Annotated in this window: 19 protein-coding genes; 8 read left to right on the top strand and 11 right to left on the bottom strand. The window is 57.0% G+C overall.

What is annotated here, in order from left to right; genetic code table 11:
- Nucleotides 1-154: 154 nt before the first annotated feature.
- Together CCGE525_RS27070 and CCGE525_RS27075 are read right to left on the bottom strand one after the other, a co-directional pair.
- A complete protein-coding gene (locus tag CCGE525_RS27070) occupies nt 155-1267 on the bottom strand; it encodes a Fic family protein (RefSeq protein ID WP_120707357.1) in 1113 nt (370 codons plus the stop codon).
- A gap of 157 nt (nt 1268-1424) precedes the next feature.
- The gene (locus CCGE525_RS27075; RefSeq protein ID WP_162950256.1) at nt 1425-1946 is read right to left on the bottom strand and encodes an NUDIX hydrolase; all 522 of its coding nucleotides are present in this window, start codon (nt 1944-1946) and stop codon (nt 1425-1427) included.
- On the opposite strand from CCGE525_RS27075, the gene CCGE525_RS27080 reads away from it, so the two are divergent.
- Together CCGE525_RS27080 and CCGE525_RS27085 are read left to right on the top strand one after the other, a co-directional pair.
- On the top strand, nt 1905-2312 hold the full coding sequence (locus tag CCGE525_RS27080; RefSeq protein WP_245472371.1) for an NUDIX hydrolase: 408 nt from the start codon (nt 1905-1907) through the stop codon (nt 2310-2312). The two genes, CCGE525_RS27075 and CCGE525_RS27080, sit on opposite strands and share 42 nt — an antisense overlap.
- A gap of 77 nt (nt 2313-2389) precedes the next feature.
- Complete coding sequence (locus tag CCGE525_RS27085; RefSeq protein ID WP_245472314.1) at nt 2390-2725, top strand: type II toxin-antitoxin system VapB family antitoxin; 336 nt, start codon at nt 2390-2392, stop codon at nt 2723-2725.
- A gap of 150 nt (nt 2726-2875) precedes the next feature.
- Here the strand turns inward: CCGE525_RS27085 and CCGE525_RS27090 are convergent, their stop codons facing one another.
- A complete protein-coding gene (locus CCGE525_RS27090) occupies nt 2876-3649 on the bottom strand; it encodes a site-2 protease family protein (protein WP_120707361.1) in 774 nt (257 codons plus the stop codon).
- 484 nt (nt 3650-4133) lie between these two features.
- On the opposite strand from CCGE525_RS27090, the gene CCGE525_RS27095 reads away from it, so the two are divergent.
- The 3 genes from CCGE525_RS27095 (at nt 4134) to CCGE525_RS38510 (ending at nt 6490) form a co-directional block, all read left to right on the top strand.
- Complete coding sequence (locus CCGE525_RS27095; RefSeq protein ID WP_162950323.1) at nt 4134-5120, top strand: hypothetical protein; 987 nt, start codon at nt 4134-4136, stop codon at nt 5118-5120.
- 25 nt (nt 5121-5145) lie between these two features.
- Nucleotides 5146-5658: a hypothetical protein gene (locus CCGE525_RS27100; protein WP_245472315.1), complete on the top strand. Its 513-nt coding sequence runs from the start codon at nt 5146-5148 to the stop codon at nt 5656-5658.
- A gap of 280 nt (nt 5659-5938) precedes the next feature.
- Complete coding sequence (locus tag CCGE525_RS38510; RefSeq protein WP_162950324.1) at nt 5939-6490, top strand: tetratricopeptide repeat protein; 552 nt, start codon at nt 5939-5941, stop codon at nt 6488-6490.
- Nucleotides 6491-6714: 224 nt separating this feature from the next.
- Here CCGE525_RS38510 and CCGE525_RS27110 read toward each other — a convergent pair whose 3' ends face one another.
- Entirely contained in the window at nt 6715-6930 is a 216-nt protein-coding gene (locus CCGE525_RS27110) for a 2OG-Fe(II) oxygenase (protein WP_281024683.1), read from the bottom strand.
- Nucleotides 6931-7077: 147 nt separating this feature from the next.
- Between CCGE525_RS27110 and CCGE525_RS27115 the strand changes: the two genes are divergently transcribed.
- Complete coding sequence (locus CCGE525_RS27115; protein WP_120707365.1) at nt 7078-7374, top strand: type II toxin-antitoxin system TacA family antitoxin; 297 nt, start codon at nt 7078-7080, stop codon at nt 7372-7374.
- Complete coding sequence (locus tag CCGE525_RS27120) at nt 7371-7868, top strand: GNAT family N-acetyltransferase (protein WP_120707366.1); 498 nt, start codon at nt 7371-7373, stop codon at nt 7866-7868. The genes CCGE525_RS27115 and CCGE525_RS27120 overlap by 4 nt, the downstream gene beginning before the upstream one ends.
- Before the next feature lie 622 nt (nt 7869-8490).
- On the opposite strand, the gene CCGE525_RS27130 is transcribed toward CCGE525_RS27120, so the two are convergent.
- Both CCGE525_RS27130 and CCGE525_RS27135 read right to left on the bottom strand, forming a co-directional pair.
- On the bottom strand, nt 8491-9426 hold the full coding sequence (locus CCGE525_RS27130) for a sensor domain-containing diguanylate cyclase (RefSeq protein WP_245472317.1): 936 nt from the start codon (nt 9424-9426) through the stop codon (nt 8491-8493).
- 205 nt (nt 9427-9631) lie between these two features.
- Nucleotides 9632-9946: an EAL domain-containing protein gene (locus CCGE525_RS27135; protein ID WP_162950325.1), complete on the bottom strand. Its 315-nt coding sequence runs from the start codon at nt 9944-9946 to the stop codon at nt 9632-9634.
- 337 nt (nt 9947-10283) lie between these two features.
- On the opposite strand from CCGE525_RS27135, the gene CCGE525_RS27140 reads away from it, so the two are divergent.
- A complete protein-coding gene (locus CCGE525_RS27140; protein ID WP_120707369.1) occupies nt 10284-11567 on the top strand; it encodes a cystathionine gamma-synthase family protein in 1284 nt (427 codons plus the stop codon).
- A gap of 37 nt (nt 11568-11604) precedes the next feature.
- Here CCGE525_RS27140 and CCGE525_RS27145 read toward each other — a convergent pair whose 3' ends face one another.
- From CCGE525_RS27145 to CCGE525_RS27165, 5 genes are all read right to left on the bottom strand, one after another.
- The gene (locus CCGE525_RS27145) at nt 11605-12750 is read right to left on the bottom strand and encodes a tryptophan 7-halogenase (RefSeq protein WP_120707370.1); all 1146 of its coding nucleotides are present in this window, start codon (nt 12748-12750) and stop codon (nt 11605-11607) included.
- A gap of 21 nt (nt 12751-12771) precedes the next feature.
- Nucleotides 12772-14679: a LodA/GoxA family CTQ-dependent oxidase gene (locus CCGE525_RS27150; RefSeq protein ID WP_120707371.1), complete on the bottom strand. Its 1908-nt coding sequence runs from the start codon at nt 14677-14679 to the stop codon at nt 12772-12774.
- Nucleotides 14680-14819: 140 nt separating this feature from the next.
- Complete coding sequence (locus tag CCGE525_RS27155) at nt 14820-16187, bottom strand: DUF2235 domain-containing protein (RefSeq protein WP_162950327.1); 1368 nt, start codon at nt 16185-16187, stop codon at nt 14820-14822.
- Between the two features lie 79 nt (nt 16188-16266).
- The gene (locus tag CCGE525_RS27160) at nt 16267-17220 is read right to left on the bottom strand and encodes a hypothetical protein (RefSeq protein WP_162950328.1); all 954 of its coding nucleotides are present in this window, start codon (nt 17218-17220) and stop codon (nt 16267-16269) included.
- 216 nt (nt 17221-17436) lie between these two features.
- Complete coding sequence (locus tag CCGE525_RS27165) at nt 17437-18858, bottom strand: peptidoglycan-binding protein (RefSeq protein ID WP_162950329.1); 1422 nt, start codon at nt 18856-18858, stop codon at nt 17437-17439.
- Nucleotides 18859-19044 lie beyond the last annotated feature (186 nt).

Consider the following 19044-nt stretch of genomic DNA (forward strand, 5'->3'; position numbering starts at 1 on the left):
CTTTAAGCTGGAGAAGGATGCTGTTTATTTGCAGGCAGTCTCACTATAAATGAGAACGCGGTGGTTGCACATTTTGTAAGCATATAGTCGCTTCAGTTCCGTCCCCGTCGTACGCAGTCATCCTCGACAACGCGTCAAGTTGACGATGCCGTGGCTATTTATTCCCCGACAGGTTTAGTGCATAACGCGTGTGCCGTCGCTCACCGGCGCGCGTAAGCGCACCTCTTTCGACCAACTCGTGAAGATCGCGTGTGGCCGTCGCTCGCGACGTTCGAGTAATTGAAATATAATTCTCAGCGCTCAGCCCACCCTTAAAACCCGCTGGGCCTTCACGGAACATACGAGCGATGACCTTCTCTTGGCGTTCGTTGAATTGGCCACGAAACCGGTCGTAGAATTGCGCTTTGCCGATATAGAAAGCCACACGTTTCAAGGTCGTTTGTTGCGCCTCAAGAACGGTTTCGGCAAAATAAACCAGCCAATCGGTAATATCGAGCGTGCGTTGGTGGCGTTCGAGCTGGTCGTAGTAGGCTTTTCGGTTCTGCTCGATTGTGTAGGCAAGCGCTATCAGGCTCGGTTGCCCGACATTCTGTGCAAGCGATTTTTCCGCAAGCGCTCGGCCAATCCTGCCATTGCCATCTTCAAATGGATGGATGCTTTCGAAATACAGATGTCCTAAACCGGCTCGCGTCAGAGCGGGCAGGGGAATCTCTCCGTTCGGCGCAGATCTGTTGAACCATACCATATAGGCAGCCATTTCCGCTGGCACCTGCCTTGAGGGCGGGGCTTCATAGTGGACGGTTGGATTATCGAGACGACCGGACACGATCTGCATGGCATCGTCATGGGTTCGATATCCTCCGATCATTTCGAGACGGCGGTTTCCGGTCATCAGCATGCCGTGCCAGCGAAACAGAGTTTCGTTATGGAGAGGGGCCGACCAGGACTCATAGAGATCGACCATCATTTCCGCGATTCCGCTTTCTTGCGGCTTTATCGGCCGATTGTCCGTATCGAGACCGAACTGCCGGCGCAACGAGGATTGCACGCTCAGTCGATCAAGCATTTCGCCCTCGATCTCCGATGTTTTCACCGCCTCGTCACTCAAAAGCTCGACACGCAACAGATTGCGCTCCTCGTCGCTGACATGACGGACAGCGCCGATCACTTCCCCTGATGATAGAAGAAATCGGCGTTCTAGCTGCTCAAGCGCAGCCGCGTTATAGGTGAATTGCGGCCAGCCTTCCTGCGTCCAATTCCATTTCATGAGCTATAGGCACCTCTTCTATAACTCATTTTGCCGGCATTCGTGAGTGATAGCAACATATTCTATCGCTCATGGCACCTACGGGACCTATCTTGTGGCGTTTCACCACGATAGGCCGCAAAGCACAATAGGCCGAAAAGGCCAGGGATCAATCAGGCTATCTGTGTGAGGAGAAAACGAAGACCACTACATGCCCGCTTTCGCCTTCGTGAAGGTATAGGTTCTCGATGACCAGCGGCCCCGCCAGGACCTTTACCTCAACGTCAAGCTCCTCCTTGAACTCACGTTGCAAAGCCGCGTCGGAGCGCTCTCCGAACTCCACGCTTCCATCCAGCGGGCGGACACCGACAACCCGCTCCTGATCGTCATAAACCTCAGCCGCGAGTACACGGCCGTCGCGCCAGTGCAGACCGAGGGCCTTGATCCTGATTTGTGGGGATTGACGCCAAGTGTTCATTTCAGCAACCTTGAGGAGGCAATCAATGTCTGCAACGAGGCTATTGCGGAAGTATGTTTTCTTCCGGAATGCGCCATTTGCGGTTCTCGCACCCGCACCCATTATTGTGCGCCGCGATTGACGACCGCAAACAGGATAGGCAGATTTATGCGGAAACGCCCCTCCGCCCGAATTCTGGTTATGGATCAATTCGGATGCGTTCTTCTTTTCAAGTTTGTCCATACATCTGGACCATTAGACGGTCGCACCTATTGGGCGACGCCGGGCGGTGCCGTGGAAGAAGGCGAGACGTTCGAGGAAGCGGCTTTGCGCGAGTTAGAGGAGGAAACGGGCTTATCAGAGGAACAATTGACAGGCGAAGTTGGCCGTCGATCCTTTGAACTTCAACTGACGAATGGGGAAGTCGTATGGGCCGAAGAGCGGTTCTTCGGGGTCCGAACGATTCGAAATGGCATTTCAGACCGGGGTTGGACTGAAAATGAGCGAGACGTTATGGCGGATCACCATTGGTGGTCTGCTGAAGAACTACAACAAACCACCGAGATCATATTCCCAGACGGCCTTCTGAAGTTAGTTGACAGAGTATGACGGCTTGGGGCCGACAGCGGGAACGCGCTAAAAAGCGGTCATCAACTAATGGGTGAATCGTTCCAAACGAAGCCGACTTGAGAGTAGGACCCGCTTCCAAGCTGGACATCTGGGGCATTCACTTCGCGTCCACCCATCAATTGGTAGAATTGGCGGTTACCATGTTGCAGCTCACCTACGATACCGAACAGCTCGCCCGCAGGGTCGCGGCCCGCCTCGGCCGCAAGCCCGAAGACTTGATCCGCGCAGCGTTGGAACGCGAAGCCAAGGCGCTTGGCGTATCCGACGAGCTGCCGGCGAAGCGCCGGATGACGGCCACCGAAATGCTCGCCTTCGGCAGGAAGGTCGCCGCTCGGCCGGTCCTCGATCCGCGCACCCCACAGGAAATCGCTGACGATCTGAACGCCCTATGATGGTCGTGGATTCGTCGGCATCATCGCGATTTTCCAGGAAGAGGACGATGCCCAGCAGCTCGCCGCTGGCATGACCGAGCGTGCGGATTAATTCTCCCCCCCTGCGGGCGTCAGGTCCGTCGCCGTCTATTTCATCCCCACGCAAAGGCTTCACATCCAAAAGCGGAAGGATTTCCAGCCCTCAAAGATGAGGAACCGATCGACCGCAAAGAAATCGGTAAGCTCGTAAACCGCGCTCCAGAGAGCTTTATTTGCCGAATGGGAAATGAACATCATCAGCAGCAGGACGCTCAGCATCGGGGCTATTTGATTGGCCTGCATTTGCATGTCGCGCGGAAGGTATGGCCGAAGGATGCCAAAGCCGTCCAGGCCCGGAACGGGAAGAAGATTCAACACGACCGCAGAAGCCTGCAAAGCGCCCAGAAGGGCGACTGCCTGCCAGAAGCGCGAACCGTCGTCAGGCAATCCGAGGAGAAAGGGGATCGTGAGGATTATTAGGAAAACCAAGTTTGCCAGTGGTCCAGCGGCAGACACGAAAGCCTGCCAGCGCTTACTCTTAAGTACACTATGATCAATGGACACGGCGCCGCCCGGAAGACCGATCCCGCCTAATATCAGGTAGAGCAGGGGGAGGACGAAACTCAAGAATGGCTGCGTGTAAGTCAGCGGCTCGAGGCTGAGATATCCTTTTGCAGCAACGCTCCGATCTCCTCCCCAATATGCCGCGAAGGCATGCGCGCCCTCATGTAGGCATAGCGAGACGATCCAGCCGGTTAAGACGAACACGAAAACGGCTACCGGCAAATCGAGCCAGCCGGCGAAAAGACCGATTCCCGTCCCGAGAAAAATAATGAAGGCAGCTAAGAAATTGGCGCTCAGATCCCATGATCGTGGAAAACGGGAATAAACTATCTTCGGTTGCATAAAATGGTTCCGTATTCAAAAATCGAAGGCAGTCAACAAATTGTCGGCATCTAAATATTTGCCGAAGGCGGACCGCTGGGGTCAAGTTGCAAGTTGTTCGATGGCTAAGGAATGGTTGCAGCGGGCTGCGGAATGGCTGTCCCTCGGCCTCAATCCCAGTCCGGTGCGGCTGACAAATGTCAGGCCGTCAGCCTGTCTTCAATTCGACGTTTCGCAGCCTTCTTTAGCCTGTGGATCCAGATTTTCGCCTCGAGACAAATGCCGCCGGGATGCGGCTGGCATGTCTACAATACCATGGCTCAGCTTTTGAGGGGGTCCTTGTCCCCGTGGATGCAGCGAGATGCATAAGAACACATCTTCGCTGTTAGTTCTTTGTTAGGCCTTATGGACGTAACCGCCTGAAAAATTTCGCTTATTACTAGAAACATCTGTCAGTTCGTGCCATTTCGGAGCGTCCATAATCAAAACTGTCGCAGTCTCGCAAATGCAACTTCATCTTCAAAGTTCGCAAAATAGTTGTGCTGGGAATCCAAGCCATCGAAACGGCATAGCCGCCTCCAAACGTCCGGCCTCCAAGATCTCCTTGGGTGTGGGCGTCGCGTTCGTACCCACTTCGTCCTTTTTTCATGCAGCCCTTGCACACCGATCGATGGCAGCAACGGCCTTGTTTTTCCGGACGTGGCGGAAAGCATCATCGAAAGGGTGGAGAACGAAGCGATATGATCAGGGGCCAAGGCAGGCAAAAATAGGCGCCGCCATCATGCTCGCAGGCGCGTTAGGCGCATGCACGACGTACTCCGATACCCATCTCGGCGAGGGCGCCAAGGAAGTCGCTAACAATGCGCCTTCCATGGTGAAGAAAGATGGCGCTGCGATCGTCGTGCGCGTCTCGGAATCAAGCAGCTATTGCGGCAGCGGCCAAGTCGTCTTGAACAAAATCGTCAATGGCAAAATCGATGAGAGCCAATCGGTAACCGTTGGGCAGGTCGCGACCGGTAACCTGAAGGATTTTGGCAAGATGTATCTCCATGTCCTTACGTTGAACTTGCCCGCGATCACGAAGGAGGTCGACAAGGGCGATATTCGCACCTCATTCCGGGCAATTGCTCCCGGCAGCTACGTCGCGACATATGCAAGCTGCAACATGGGACGGAGCCGAGTCTGGATGGGCGGCAACGAAGGCGGAACTCTGTTTAGCCCCGCACCGGCACCAATGCTTCGGCCGCTGGCAGGCTCGAACCATATCGTGATTGGCGAGGGGCAGATCGTAGACGCCGGCTTCCTGAATATTCAAGTTCTACAATCAGATCTGAGGCCAAACGGTCGTGGAATCGCCGTGTTGATCGGAGCGGAAGCACCCGCGAACTTCCGGGAGGCAATCAAGAAGAACCTGCCGGATCTCTATCCGAAAATAACCTACACCAAATTTGCACCTTACCCCGGAGTTTTGGCTCCTGTGCCACTTAAATAACAGCCCAAAAAGCAGAGATTTTCTGATGTATCGATATGCAATCAATCACAATGGCAAATTCGCGTCGATCGGCGTGGTGCTGACAATGGCGCTCGCTGGCTGCACAACGTCTACGTCTCAGCCAGTATCGAATTCGGCGGCGCCTGTCGCGGCCGGCAAGACTGATGTTGCTATAAAGGCCTTCAGGGAACTCTGCCTGCAGACGGCTCCGTCTTTTGACGCCGGCATCAGTGGCGCCAAACGCTACGGCGTCAAGGACTTCTATGATCTTGGAGGCGAGCAAAGCGGCATGACCAAGGACAACTCGATGTCCGTGCAGATCAAGCCCGGCAAGGAATGCGCCATTACAAGCCCCAATCGCTCCGATCCGACCCTGCACCAGCAATTCCTCCGCACGGTCGCAGAGTTTGCCGACAAGGTTCCGCAAGATGACAAACCCAATCAGCCCTTTGTCGCCACGATCAAGGGCAAACGTTTCATCTTCCAGCATGACCGCAACGGTGGCGAAGCCTATGTCATGCTAAATCCCGAAAAATAAATGGCAGATGCCGCCGGGAGGAATGGTGTTGGTGAAGCAGCATTCGGGGCAGCTATCCGAGTGGGCCGCCTCAACCACGACCGATTTGGGCGGCGATAACGTTCCGTACCCTGGAATTGAGGAGCTATAACATTCAGCACTTCGAGATTTCGGGGGGCTTTTCTGCTCTCCGCCGGTCTTTGCATCGAAAGACTGCAGTCCGAAGAATGCCGCGCAGGTAGTATCCAAGCTGACTGAAGTTTAGTCCGGGGACACAATGGAGCGAAGTTGCAGGAGCGGATTGGCTGCGATACCCATTTTGGATCGCCTCGCGCCGAAAATTCAACCGAGACATGCTGATCGTTGGATCCGGCAAACCGTCTCGACGGCCGGCCTTGCAGTCTATCTGTGCGCCTCAATTCCGGCATATGCCGGCCCCGCCCGGGATGCTTACGACAAGGAAGATTACGCCGCTGCATTGAAATATGCACAATCTTCCGCTCCCGGGGGTAATGTCGAAGGACAGCGTGTGCTGGGTCTTCTGTATCTCGAAGGCAAGGCTGTGCCAAAGGACTATGATCAGGCGCTACTTTGGTCTCGAAAGGCGGCCGAGCAAGACGATGTGACCTTGGCCCCAGAGTGCGTCAAGTTCCTCTTTCATCAAGGGCGCCGCCGGCGGGAGCTTTGCCTTGGCGAGCGCGCGGGAACGGATTTCTGCAACGTGCTGGGCCAAGGGCACAGCTTCGTCAGCCCGCTCAATCTCGTGCTGCAATGGTCGCTTCTCGCTTGGTTGTCCATGCGCCGCACTTCTTCCTCGCCAGTCTCTATACGGACCGGGCGCGCGGCTCTATGACAAGGGCATGAAGATCGCCAACCGGTCGCCAATGCCGCGAAGCCCATCGTTTCTAAGCGCTTGGCGCTGCCGACATCCCAGGCGGGCGGCAACAGAAAATAGCCCTCCTGACGCAGCGCGTGGAAGTCGGCGCGCCTCGCCGCAATTTCCAGGATCATCCGGCCCTCCCTTCTACACTTTAGTGCCAAAGCGACGGAGCACTTCGCTTGTTCTCGGTTGTCAGGTTAAACTGACTCATCACCCTGGGAGATCGTCAGTTGATTGCGCCTGATGTCGTCATTTCGTCTCGAGTCATGGAAGATGATCCCGAGCGTGTGCCTATGACCGGTATGTAGGCGGCTCACGCCATGGTGCAGGTTGACGCGGGACAATCCGTGGGCGCTTTTTGTGTGTGGATGATTGACCGCGAGAGCCACCGCAGCGCCGACGTTCCGGCACACAATTTGGCGTCGTCGTTAACATAGGCTCGCCCCGAGACCACATCGCTCCAGGTTTACGCACTTAGGCACACGCCTAAACAATATCATCATGAAGCTTGTAAAGATGGTGTCGTTACGCTATGCACTGTGTGCAGACAGGAGTCTCTCATGCCCACCTCGCACACGAACAAAAGCCCGGACGCCAGCGTGCCGCTGAATATGCGCATCAAGCCTGCGACCCGCAATCTGATCGACCGCGCCGCTGAGTTGCTTGGTAAGACACGCACGGATTTCATGCTTGAAGCTTCTGAGCGCCGCGCTGAGGAGGTGCTGCTCGACCGTACCATATTCACGGTCAGCCCCGAAATCTACGCCGAATACCTTGCCCGCCTCGACGCACCCCCGCAGCCCAATGAGCGTTTGAAGCGCACTATGTCGACCAAAGCGCCGTGGGATGACGTGTGACGCCCAGCGCACCGGCGCCGTTGGCCGATCATCACGAACTCGCCGAATTCAGTTCCGGCGTGCTTGAACTGGACGACTGGCTGCGCCGCCGTGCCCGGGCCAATCAGGCGGGCGGCGCGTCGCGCACCTTCGTTGTGTGCGAGGGAGACCGCGTCATCGCGTATTACGCGCTTGCGTCCGGGGCGGTGAAGCAGCCGGAAGCACCCGGACGTTTTCGGCGCAATATGCCCGATCCGATTCCGGTCGCCGTGCTTGGCCGCCTCGCCATTGATCAGTCCTTTCAGGGGCGCGGTATTGGCAGGGCATTGGTGCGCGACGCAGGCCTCCGTCTGCTCAACGCGGCCGAAATCCTCGGAATTCGCGGCGTCATGGTGCATGCGATTTCCGATGACGCACGGGCCTTCTATGAAGCGGTTGGCTTCCTGTCTTCTCCGTCCGATCCCATGATGCTAATGGTCGGGTTGCATGACCTCCACAGCGCGCTGAATCGTTGACCGCAGCTTGTCAAAGCTTCTGGTTCAGCGCAAATTACGCATGTTTATAACTTATTGAATTCATTTTTGAAACTGAAAGAAACAACGCACCGTCGGCTCGAGTCCCAACAAGGCGAAGGATATCTCGATCCTGTTGCCATTTGATTTGCCGCGTGAGCGGCGGCTATCCCTGCCCAGAAAGCCAGTGCGGCAATGACGCTCACTACAGCTGATCTAGCCATCTGTTTTCCAGCCAACCGTTTTTAATTCGCTTATTCACGTCAGCCTGACTTCTTCTTGATGGCAGGCAATCGAATAGAAGCCTCTGGGTGGGTGATCGGGCGGTCTTTAGCAGCTTTTCCTACCAAGACTGCGCCATCGTCACCTAGACCTACAACCGACGGCATCAGCCTGCGTCACGTCGAGGACCAGCTTGTCGAGCCTAGCATCGAAGTTTCGTTCCAGACAGCATCTGAGTGGGCGGCAAAGTTCGGCCGCGAAATTGCCCGCCGTATACTGGCTCGATTAAGAGGGGACCAGCCCCTCGGATTCGTCGTTTCGTTGCTTCATGCAACTGGTTGCCGTGGCCATTCCTCTTCCTGTGCTCGTGCAGGTCCCGATGGCGGCCGCGAATGGCTGAGAATCAATCAGGTGGCTGGTGTGAAGATCCTCGAAAAACGGTTGCTCCAATAGCCGCTTTAGCAGCGTACAGCGCATGGTCAGCTCTTGCGAATAAGGCAGTGGGCGTCTCCTCCTCTGTGAAGGCAAATCCAATGGAGGCGCCGACCCGAAAAACGCGTCCAGAGCAATTCATGGGCTCTTGTGCCGCGGTGCTCAGACGTTGGGCGATACTTTCGATCCTTTGCAGGTCGGTAGCCGGGCCGAAGAGCGCGGCGAACTCGTCGCCGCCAATACGGGCAATTAGCTCGGCGGATTGGCACACCACCGAGAGCCGGCGGGCGAATTCGATCAGGCATTCGTCTCCAACGGCATGCCCAAGAGTATCGTTGACCCTCTTGAAGCCATCGAGGTCGATGAGCATCAGTGCGCCCCCCGGTCCCCCGAGCTCACAGACTTCCGCAAGTCGGTTTTGAAACTGAGTGCGATTGGCAAGGCCGGTCATCGCATCGTGTTCAGCGAGATACCGCATTCCGTCGAGCGCTTTCCGTTCCTCGGTAATGTCCTGCTTAATACCGAAGAGCCGGATCGGCTCGCCATTTCGGCGCTCGACCGCTGCTGATATTCTAATCCATCGCTTCTCGACCCCAGGGGGCCGGATTTCGGCTTCGAGAGCGAAGCCGGAACCCGTCTCGATGGCATTGCTGCGGACTCTTTGCAGGCGATAGAGTGATTCTTCCGAATAGCTCTTCAGAACTTCGCTACGCGCGACCTCGCTGCCTCGCTGAAAGCCGAATAGGTCATAGCTCCCATTGCTCCAGGTCAATTGTTCGCTGGGCAATTCGCATTGCCAAACGCCCATACGCGCTGCCGCAGAGGCTCGCTCGAAAATCTCGGCTCGGACGAGATCGGTCTCAAGCTGGCGGATGAGGCTGGTTTGATGCTCGATCTGCTGACGCAATTGCCAAACGGTTCGAGCGTGGAGAGGGCTCCTCAAAGCGGAGCGTAGACGGCCTAGTAGGGAATAAAGCGCAGACCCCGGTGGACGAACGCCATCGCAACCGAGTTGAAGGGCACTAGTGACCGTTTCATCTGCTGGATTCCCCATTTATTCACCTCTATTCTTTATAATATCTATTTTTTGGATGACCTTCATCCCGGAAACATTAGTTGCGGGACGCCGTCACCACCTTGTTAAAGGCATTGCGCAGAGCATCCGAGAGAACGTTAATTGGTCCATACTGTTCGAGGCGCGGAATGAAAGTCATGGGGCAGATTTCACCGACCTGAGAGTTACCCCAGCATGCGGGGATTTCAGAGCTGACGATACAGCCCGTGCGAATATCAACAATCGGTTGGAAGGCGGGCCGCAAATGCCTCTGGTCGATAGCGAGTTTCATCAACTTGCGCAGCGTGGCCTTCCGAGCGGTTTCGATTGTAATCCCTTCGGGAACGTCACGCTCACTATGTCGCACTGCCATCGCTTCTCGCCTGAGTGGACCCATGACTGACAATCTAGCACGCGCTTATTCGAGCTTTCCATTGAATAGTGGTTATTAATGAAGGAACGTTGAAAGAAAGTGCTCGATTCTTTCGCAAGATAGCGCGTTTATATCTGTCAATTCGGAAAATCACAGCCGATTAGGTCGACAGCTTCGGGCAACAAGGGGGCTCAGGGGTTTCCGGATCGACCGCAAAAGGACGCAGGCTGAAGCCGCCCAACATCTTATCATCGCCCAATTCACCGCAAATCAAGCCGCCGACATGGTTTTGATGTATTTTGTCGTATCGACAGCAGCCCCGATATTGGAGACAATCATGACCGCTCCGCATCCTTCCAAAACCCACATCGGCAATCACGAACTGCATCCCGAAACACAGATGCTGAATTACGGCTATGATCCCGAACTCTCCGAAGGGGCAGTCAAGCCGCCGGTATTTCTCACGTCCACCTTCGTGTTCAATACGGCCGAGGACGGCCGTGACTTCTTCGATTATGTTTCCGGCCGCCGCGAGCCGCCTGCGGGGAAGGGAGCAGGGCTCGTCTATTCGCGCTTCAACCATCCAAATAGCGAGATTGTCGAAGACAGGCTCGCCGTCTACGAACGGACAGAAAGCGGCGTGGTGTTTTCTTCCGGCATGTCGGCAATTGCCACGACCTTGCTTACCTTCGTCCGGCCGGGAGATGCGATCCTGCATTCGCAGCCGCTCTATGGGGGAACGGAAACATTGCTGGCCAAGACCTTCCTCAACCTGGGTGTCGCCGCTGTCGGGTTTGCCGATGGAGTGAATGAAGGCTCGGTGCAGAAGGCGTCGGAAGAAGCAATGGCCAAGGGCCGTGTCTCCGTCATCCTGATCGAGACGCCTGCCAATCCAACAAACAGTCTGGTCGATATCGCGATGATCCGACGCGCGGCCGATGCAATCGGCGCAAAACAGGGTCATGTGCCAATCATCGTCTGCGACAACACGCTGCTCGGACCGGTTTTCCAGCGGCCGATCGAGCACGGGGCCGATATCTCGCTCTATTCGCTGACAAAATATGTCGGCGGCCATTCCGATCTGATCGCCGGCGCCGTTCTCGGCCGCAAGTCGTTGGTAAAACAGGTCAAGGCCCTACGTGGCGCGATCGGCACCCAGCTTGACCCGCATTCCTGCTGGATGCTCGGTCGGTCGCTGGAGACGCTACAAATCAGGATGGAGCGGGCAAACAGCAACGGCCATGCCGTCGCCGATTTTCTGCGTAATCACCCGAAGGTCGAGAAGGTCCACTACCTGCCCTATAACGATCCGGAATCACCTGCCGGCCGGACCTTCGTCGCGCAATGCACCGGCGCCGGTTCCACTTTCTCCTTCGACATTCGCGGCGGTCAGCCCGCCTCCTTCAAATTCCTCAACGCGCTGCAAATCTTCAAGCTTGCGGTCAGCCTTGGAGGGACGGAATCGCTCGCGAGCCATCCGGCCACGATGACACATTCCGGCGTCCCCGCCGATGTCCGCCAACGCATTGGCGTTCTGGAATCGACGATCCGCCTTTCGATTGGCATCGAGCATCCGGACGACTTGATCGCCGACTTGGAACTGGCGCTTCAGGCCGCCTAACACCAGCCGCAGTGCCCGTCTCTCTGGTCGGCAGATCCTAGTCCGTGTGCGTCTGCGTCCCGGATCCGGAGACGCTGGGTCGCGCCGGGACACTCCGCCTGCTCCAGAAGGGTTGATCAGGCCATCGCGATTCCAATGCGTACCAGGCGGCCAAGTGAGCACGGTAGGCATCGACGACCCTGGCCATGGTTTGTGCGTAGTCTGCAAAAGCATCCGTGTCGCCGGCTAAGCCTGTTCTCAAGGCGCGAGCGGCCATGAGCCCTGAATAGAGCGCGTTGAGCAGGCCTTGCGAAGACAGCGGGTCGCACGCCAAGGCAGCGTCACCCACCGCCAGCCAGCCGGGGCCGGCGGCGGCTTCCATCCAACTGCTATGCGCCGCGCAGTATCCGGTGTTGCCGACAGACTGGAATCCCACCGTTGACAAAAGGGAGGCCAGATCGGCTTGCCTGCGAGCGCGGGCCAGCAGGTTTTCAGCTCCAGCCAACTCCCTTGCGACGGGCAAATCCGAATCGGTGTGGAATGCCAGTACTCTTCGACCGTTCGGCAGGGGTGCGGTGTACCACCAGCCGTCTTGCTCGGTGATGGTGACGGTCACGCCGACATCTCCCGATGACACGCCGTGGCACCAATGACAGGCCAGGCGGTCGCCCGCCCGGTGACGGTGCCCCAGCATTCTTGCCAAGGGCGCAGTGCGCCCGCCGGCATCGACCAGGAATCGGGAGCTGACGGTCAGAGGACGGCCATGCCGGAGCAGCGTCAGTTGCCATCCATCGGCGGTCGAAATCAACTCCGTTGCCTGGGCCGGTGCCACCAAAGCCGCGCCCCGTTCGCTGGCGCTCCGGCGCAGCCAAGCGTCGAAGCGAGCGCGATCCAGATGCCATCCCGGTCCGTCCGGATCGCGGATGCTGTCAGCCCATATCGTTTGCGGTTCGCCCCAAATACTACGCGTCCCGTAGCAGGGGACATGGCCTTGGCTCTGGAAGTCCTGCCACAATCCCATGTCCTGGAGCACCCGCCGAGCGGCGGCCGGAAGAGATTCCCCGATGCGGGCTGTGGATGGCAGCCTGTCACCCGCCTCGGCTCGGTCGACCAGAAGCGTTCGGTGAAACGGGGCGAGCAGCAGGGCCGTGGCCGCTCCGGCTGGTCCGGCTCCAATCACCACCACCTCGGCCGTCAAATCCATCGTCACGGCGGTATCGACCGCTCAGCGATGCAACGACCGAGGCAGGCGGCGCACTTTGTCAATGGTGGACAAGTCGGTGATGGCAGCGTCGTCGATGGCTGTCCTCTTCAGCAGCATGGCGCCACCGATAGGCTCATGGCGATCCTGCACCTCCATGACCGCGGGGAAGTCGCCACCGGAAGGACCGAGCCGGCTTTCCACCACGCCCAGATGATCGAAGTGTGCAATCATGTTGTTGATCTGGGTGACATAGGAGGCCTTGAGATCCAGGGGGGCGTCCCAGTCGGCGCGGCGGGCGAAAGCCGCTTGCCGCTCCGCCAAGGGCCGCTCAACGTCCATGACGATATCGTAATCCTGACGGGTGAGCACCTGATTGGGAACCCGCGCGGGCCAGAAGGTCGGCACGTAGGGATCGTAGGCCTTTTCATAGCCAGATCGGCAGCTAGCGGTGTCGCACTGCCAAGGCACGGCCATCCATCGACTGATGCCGCCAGGTATCTGCGGTCCCAGGCAACCGTTGGGTGCCGACGCCGTGGCATAGGTCAGCGTCATCCCATAGTCGGGTTCTACCCAACCGGCTGGGGCATGAGCGAAGCGGAACGGCGCCCGATACATGGTGAGTTCCCGCACGGGCCAAGTCATCTCACAACCGGGGTGGAAGGCATCGGCCAGGCAGAAATCCAGTGCTGCTTTGGTCAAGCAGTCGCCTTGTGCAGCCACCGGTACGTCCTCGATCCGGCGCGGGATCGGTCGGGCAGGGTCATAATCGGCATCGAAGTCACCGGCGGCCCATTGTTGCAATTGAGACAATTGCAGGTTTGTCAGGCTACTGTTCTGGCGCGGGGATAGGGCCGACGGCACATTCATGGCGTCGCCATAGAGCCAGGGCCAGGGCACTGGCGACCAGCTGTCGACCGTGTCGTTCCGCTCCAGACTGCCCGTTCGGAATTGGTTGGCGATAACCTTGCGCCATTCAGTGTTCGCCGGATCGGGCGCTGCCAGTCGGGCTACGGTGGCAGAGGTAAGATCGAACAGGCCTTTCCAGCCGAAACCGGCGGCGAATCCCTCGTTTACCCATTGCAGACCAGCCAATCGCTCGAAGATCGGCAGGATATCGTTGGTAAAGGACGGGCGCTTGGGCTTGGTCAGCCAGTGATTCTGTACCGCAAGATCGCGCATCAGATCCCACATCGTGCGAACGGACTTGCGGCAGGGGCCATAATTGGGAGGCGCAACCACCACCCAAGCCGGCTCCACCGGCAGCGCCTTCCCGGCCAAGTTCACCTCAGCCGTAACAGGCCCATCGGCAACGTCGTCATACCATGTGTCGTTGTTGGCAAAAGTCACTGCGATGGCGTCGGTATAGGAGGCGGACACGCCATGCCCGCCCAGAACCAGCAACCGCCCGGCCTCGTCCGTTAGGACCGATCCGAGATAGACCGGAATACCCATGAAGGCGCCATCGTCGAACCGCTGTTCGGGCTGGCTTCCTCCGGAAATGGAACGTGGTGCAGGGGTGATTGCCAGCGCTTTACGATCGGCGATTAAGGGATTGCGCAGGGTGGTCGGTGTCGAGCCCGGCGCTGACGCTTCAGGAATATCTAGTGCAAGTTGAAAGCCGTACCAGGCAGCCTTTGTATTGGCCAATTGCACGGTCCATTCAATATCGGCTTCTGCGTTGGTCAATTCCCGAACGATCGTTCCCGCAGCGTTCAGACCATAGACACGGAAACGCGCCGCTTCGCGTTTTAATGCGCCGGTGCCGTCACGATACGAACCTGGGGGAAGTGGCAGAGGATCTGGCACCTCAGGCCCTATGTACCACTCGGTCAAGCTGTTTCCGACACGCGCAATGCCGATGGGTGGATAAATTGCGGCCTTGACCATGACCTCGTCCAGCGCCCCGTTGTCCGCAGCAACCTTCTCCATTGGCCGTTCCCCCGGTTTGCAACCCATGTTGCCGCCTGCGAATTAGATAGCGGCGCCAGCGACGAGTACATTAGATTAAAATACATCTCAGAGTTTGCAATTTAAATCGTTCAGCCGCTGAGATCTTTTGCCCCGGTTACCTACACAGGAAATTTCAGTCGTTCCTTGGCGGCTTTGAGGGCAGTCAAGGCGATTTCGCAATCTTTGGAGGTTCGCGGAGCGAGTGGATCTCCGCTCCAGTCTACGATCCGGATATCGTGCGCAACGCTCGTTCCCTCTGTTTGTGCGGCATAGGTTCCGATGATCTGTGGCAGAACTGCAGTGAGGTTGCGGGGGGAATATATCCATTTTTGAGTATCGATCTGGATGGTCTGGCCGAGACGCTCGATGGCAGAAATATGCACCATTTCGCCAATTGGCTCAGCGTGCCTATCACGCGATACCTCAACTTGTCGCCGCGGCAACGATCCAAGCGGATAGTTCGAAATTGCGCGAAGCGCCTCCGGATAGATCTTGTAGTAGGATTTGCGCGGTTCATGCTGGCGAGCAAGCGACCAATCTTTGGTCACGGATTTAAGCCCGCCAACTTCGCAAGGGAAATCCTTAAAGTGGTATTTGAGCCGCCGGAGCATCCAGTCCAGCGAAATGTCATCAAGTGCTTGCGGGTAGTCGGCGGCGCGCAACTCCTCCGGAATATAGCCGCCGCCAATATCGCCATGAGCGCCGGAGAACCACACTTGCTCCGTGAAGCTTTCATAACTCTTGAATCTTGGTTTGCGCCAAACCGTTGCTTCGAAGGGTTTGCGGTGTTCGTCGATCGCAACAGCGTGCAGGTTGACCTTCGTGATCGAGGACAGATCGACATTGTGAAAGGCAAAACGATCACGATTTGCCAGGAAGAATGGATCTAAGGGAACACCCAGCGCACCAACAGTGTCGAACACGCCAATACAATCAACGCTGAATTTTTCCTGATCATGGGTGTATTGTTTGAGTTCACACCAAGTTCCCGGCAAGCGGTCGTTTGGGTCGGTGCGATAATAACCCCAGGCGAGCGGCTCCAGTTTGTCCGTGCAGTGCTCGCGTTTCAATAGGCCGGCAGCGCCGAGATACCCAACCAGCGAGCGGGCGGTATACGCGCCGCGTGAAAACCCAAAAATGAAAACGCTGTCGCCGGGGGTGAAGTGGAAGGACAGAAATTTGTATGCGCGGCGGACCTTAAGAGCTAGACCATCGCCAAAAGCGCCGCCACGAAACCGATCATGCGCGCTGGTGCCAACGCCTCGCTCATAGTAGACGATGTTTTCTTGTCCATCACTGGTAAAGCCCTTGACCAACTTGGCATCGGTTGAACTGGCTGGCCCTCTTGGGGAGGGGGGGCTCGATGCCGGCGAGCCGACAGCCTCCGCAATGATTGTTTGGAGGCGCACGATATTGGTGTCATACGGCCCGATATCCTCGTCGTTCCAGGTGCCGTCAAGTAGCAGGATGATGCGTTTCGTTGCCATCGGCATAGCCTCTCAGCCAGGATTTTTATGTGCAGACTTTGGTCCAGTGATCACGCTCCGCCATCGGCGGGAGCCAACGCTAGGATTTAAAGAACATATTGAGCAGATCGCCGGGAAGCGTCTGATCTCCCCTTGCAGCCTTCTCGGCGGCGAAGAACGATTTCAGACTTTCGCGAGCGCCAGGTTCACGTATGGCACGCGATAATGCGCCCCTCAGTTGCTCCATGCGGAGAGTGGCGTTGTCCGGATTGCCACTCATCGAATAGTTATAAAGGATCCTTGCGATGAGCGCGTTCAGCCCTGTGTCCTCTCGCTCACCGTCGGTCAATTGCCAGCGATCAATCGCCGATACCAGGAACTGAAGTTCCTTCGGATCCTTCTCCTGCACCGAGTTCGTCAGTATAGCGTGAAGCGATTGAGCATTCGTCAGGCCGCTGCCGCCGGCGAGCATGCCAAGCGTTTGGGTCAAGGCGGCGGTGAGGTAGAGCCGGGTTATCAGGTATATGCCCAAAAATGCCAGCGCAAAGAAATAGACAAGCAGCAGGACCACCGGCCCATAGATTTGGCCATCCTTCGTCCAAAGATATTCCGCAAATCCCCTTATCCAATGGATAATCGCCCCAATTTGCACGAGGGTCGCCCCGATCAAGAGCGTGGTAAGCCAATCTGATATGCGTTCCAGATTGGTGTTGGCAGCCAACATGGCATTTGTCTTGTCGGCTACGCCGCCATCCGCGGCAGCGCCCGCGACCGCCGCTCTTGCTGCGGGGTCAAGTGTTCGGGGAATGCCGAAGATGAAGCCCGCGACGCTCCCTGCGGCCGCGGCCGCGGCAGCCACAAGCAAATAGAGGCCGAAGAATTGCGTGAAGCCGGCAGTTGACGAGGACGGTGCATTGTAAGCTGCGAGAAACGCTACCACTACACCGAAAAGACCGAAGAGGCAGGTGATGGCGCCAATCTGATAGGATGCATCGTTGATCCTTCTCTCGCCCTCTTTAAGTTGCGATGCGGCCTGGCCGTTTCGCTGACGCAAGCTATAATGCGCAAACGCAATCCCGCCGCCGCAAACGACCAGAGCGCCCACAAGCGGCCAAACTGGCTGATTTGTCGCTGTTCCGTCCGCCCCGGCCGCGAGCCTGGGCCAGAGGAGCCCGAGCCCAAGGAGAGCGCAGAATCCCGTCCGGAAATACCGATTTCGACAATTGTCATGGCGCATTGGTAGCTCGCTCTTTTCGCTCTCCCCTCATTGCTAGAGGGTCACCACTCCATCGTTTGCGAGCTGCTTCAAGATGACCGCAGCGCCAGGTTGCTTCGAAACGGCGTCGTTGCTCCAGACGCCGTCGCCGATGTACTTTCCTCTCTTGTAGTAATTGGAATAGCTCCAGAGATAGGCGGTCGCGTGTCTCTTGCGCCGAGGGCCCATGCCATTGAATTTTTCAAATAGGTACAGGATTCGGCTTAAGCTCCAATCCGATTGGTCTGTGTAACCCTCGTAGGTAAGAGCGTCCTGGGCGCTTTCTTCCCAGCTGAAGTTCGAGCGGTCCGGCGCCGGGCGTCCTTTCGGTACGTGGAAGGTGGGCGCAGTCAGCGGGTCGCCGTTGTGAAGATGTGTCTTGAAAACGCCGACGTCCCCCGATGCCTCCATGGCATGCAGCAGGGCGACAAAGAACCAAGGCATGTTTTCGGCAGGTTTGCCCTTCAGCGTGGTGATGAAGGATTCGTACCGAGAACGGTTGTTGGCAATCCGCCTTGTCAGTTCGCTAATTTCATCTCTTTTGTCTTGGACGACGCAGGTCGCGAAGAGACGCTGATATTCGTTCTTGATATTGCTGTAACTTGTCGAGTCCATCACTATCGCGCCAAAGTCGTCTGTCTGAAGAGCCATCGGCGTGCTCGTGTGGTTGTTGCCGGCTGAACCACCATTTTCATTGCCGTCAAGTGAAGGTGTCTCTTCAGGCCAGTACGGGAGGCCCAATGCCGCGCCGGTTTGAGGGCCGATTTCGCCATCTGCAACCAGGCCTGCTGTGGCTTGGAAAGAGTACACGGCCGCCTCAGTTGCGGGGCCGAAAAGACCGTCCACTTTTCCGGGATCGACCCCTTTGTTTTTCAAGGCAATCTGTAGTTCTACGACGTGGTCGTCGAAGATTGGCTCCTGTTGCTGCCTCAGTATCAATATCGTCGCAGCGCCGTCCCCACCATTGGTGTTGTTGGCCGGGCCTTGCGAATAGTCCACGCCGGGGAGAAGAACGCCCAAATCCCAGCGTCGTCCAGCGGTGGGGCCTATACGAACCCCGTATTGCGCGCCCGCCGCCTCGTAAACTCGACCATCACCGATTGCTATCGCGACATGACCGATGCGCTTTACCGGAGAGTTCACCGGCTTCCTGATCAGAAAAGCGCCGGGAGTACCAGTCGCGACCGATACCGGAACTTGCCGACTGCTCGATTGAGCTTCATTGGCCCAATAACCAGAGTAAGGATCCGCATCCTGCAAGTCGTTCGACCCGCAGCCGAAGATAATTCCGTAGGTTTGATAGGCTAGCCAGGAACAATACTCGGCGCAGTCCCATGGTCCATGCCAAGAAGCATTCGCCAACGGAGCATGTGCTCCCAGAACATATTTTTCTCCAAGATGATCGGCGGCCTTCTTTAGAATTTCGTCCCCAAGCATAACCCCCTCCATATGCACAAAGGAATACCCACCACAATTTACTTGTGGGTTTATACATCGTGACAGTAGAGAGGCGCCCCTTCCAAATATTAATGCGGCACTTGACAAGGAAATGCAATCACAAATTTATTAGGAAATGCGAATATATTCGTCTTAGCGGATATGCCTAGTATATCGGATCCGAGC

Origin of the sequence: Rhizobium jaguaris, from assembly GCF_003627755.1 — a bacterium.
Lineage (GTDB): Bacteria > Pseudomonadota > Alphaproteobacteria > Rhizobiales > Rhizobiaceae > Rhizobium > Rhizobium jaguaris.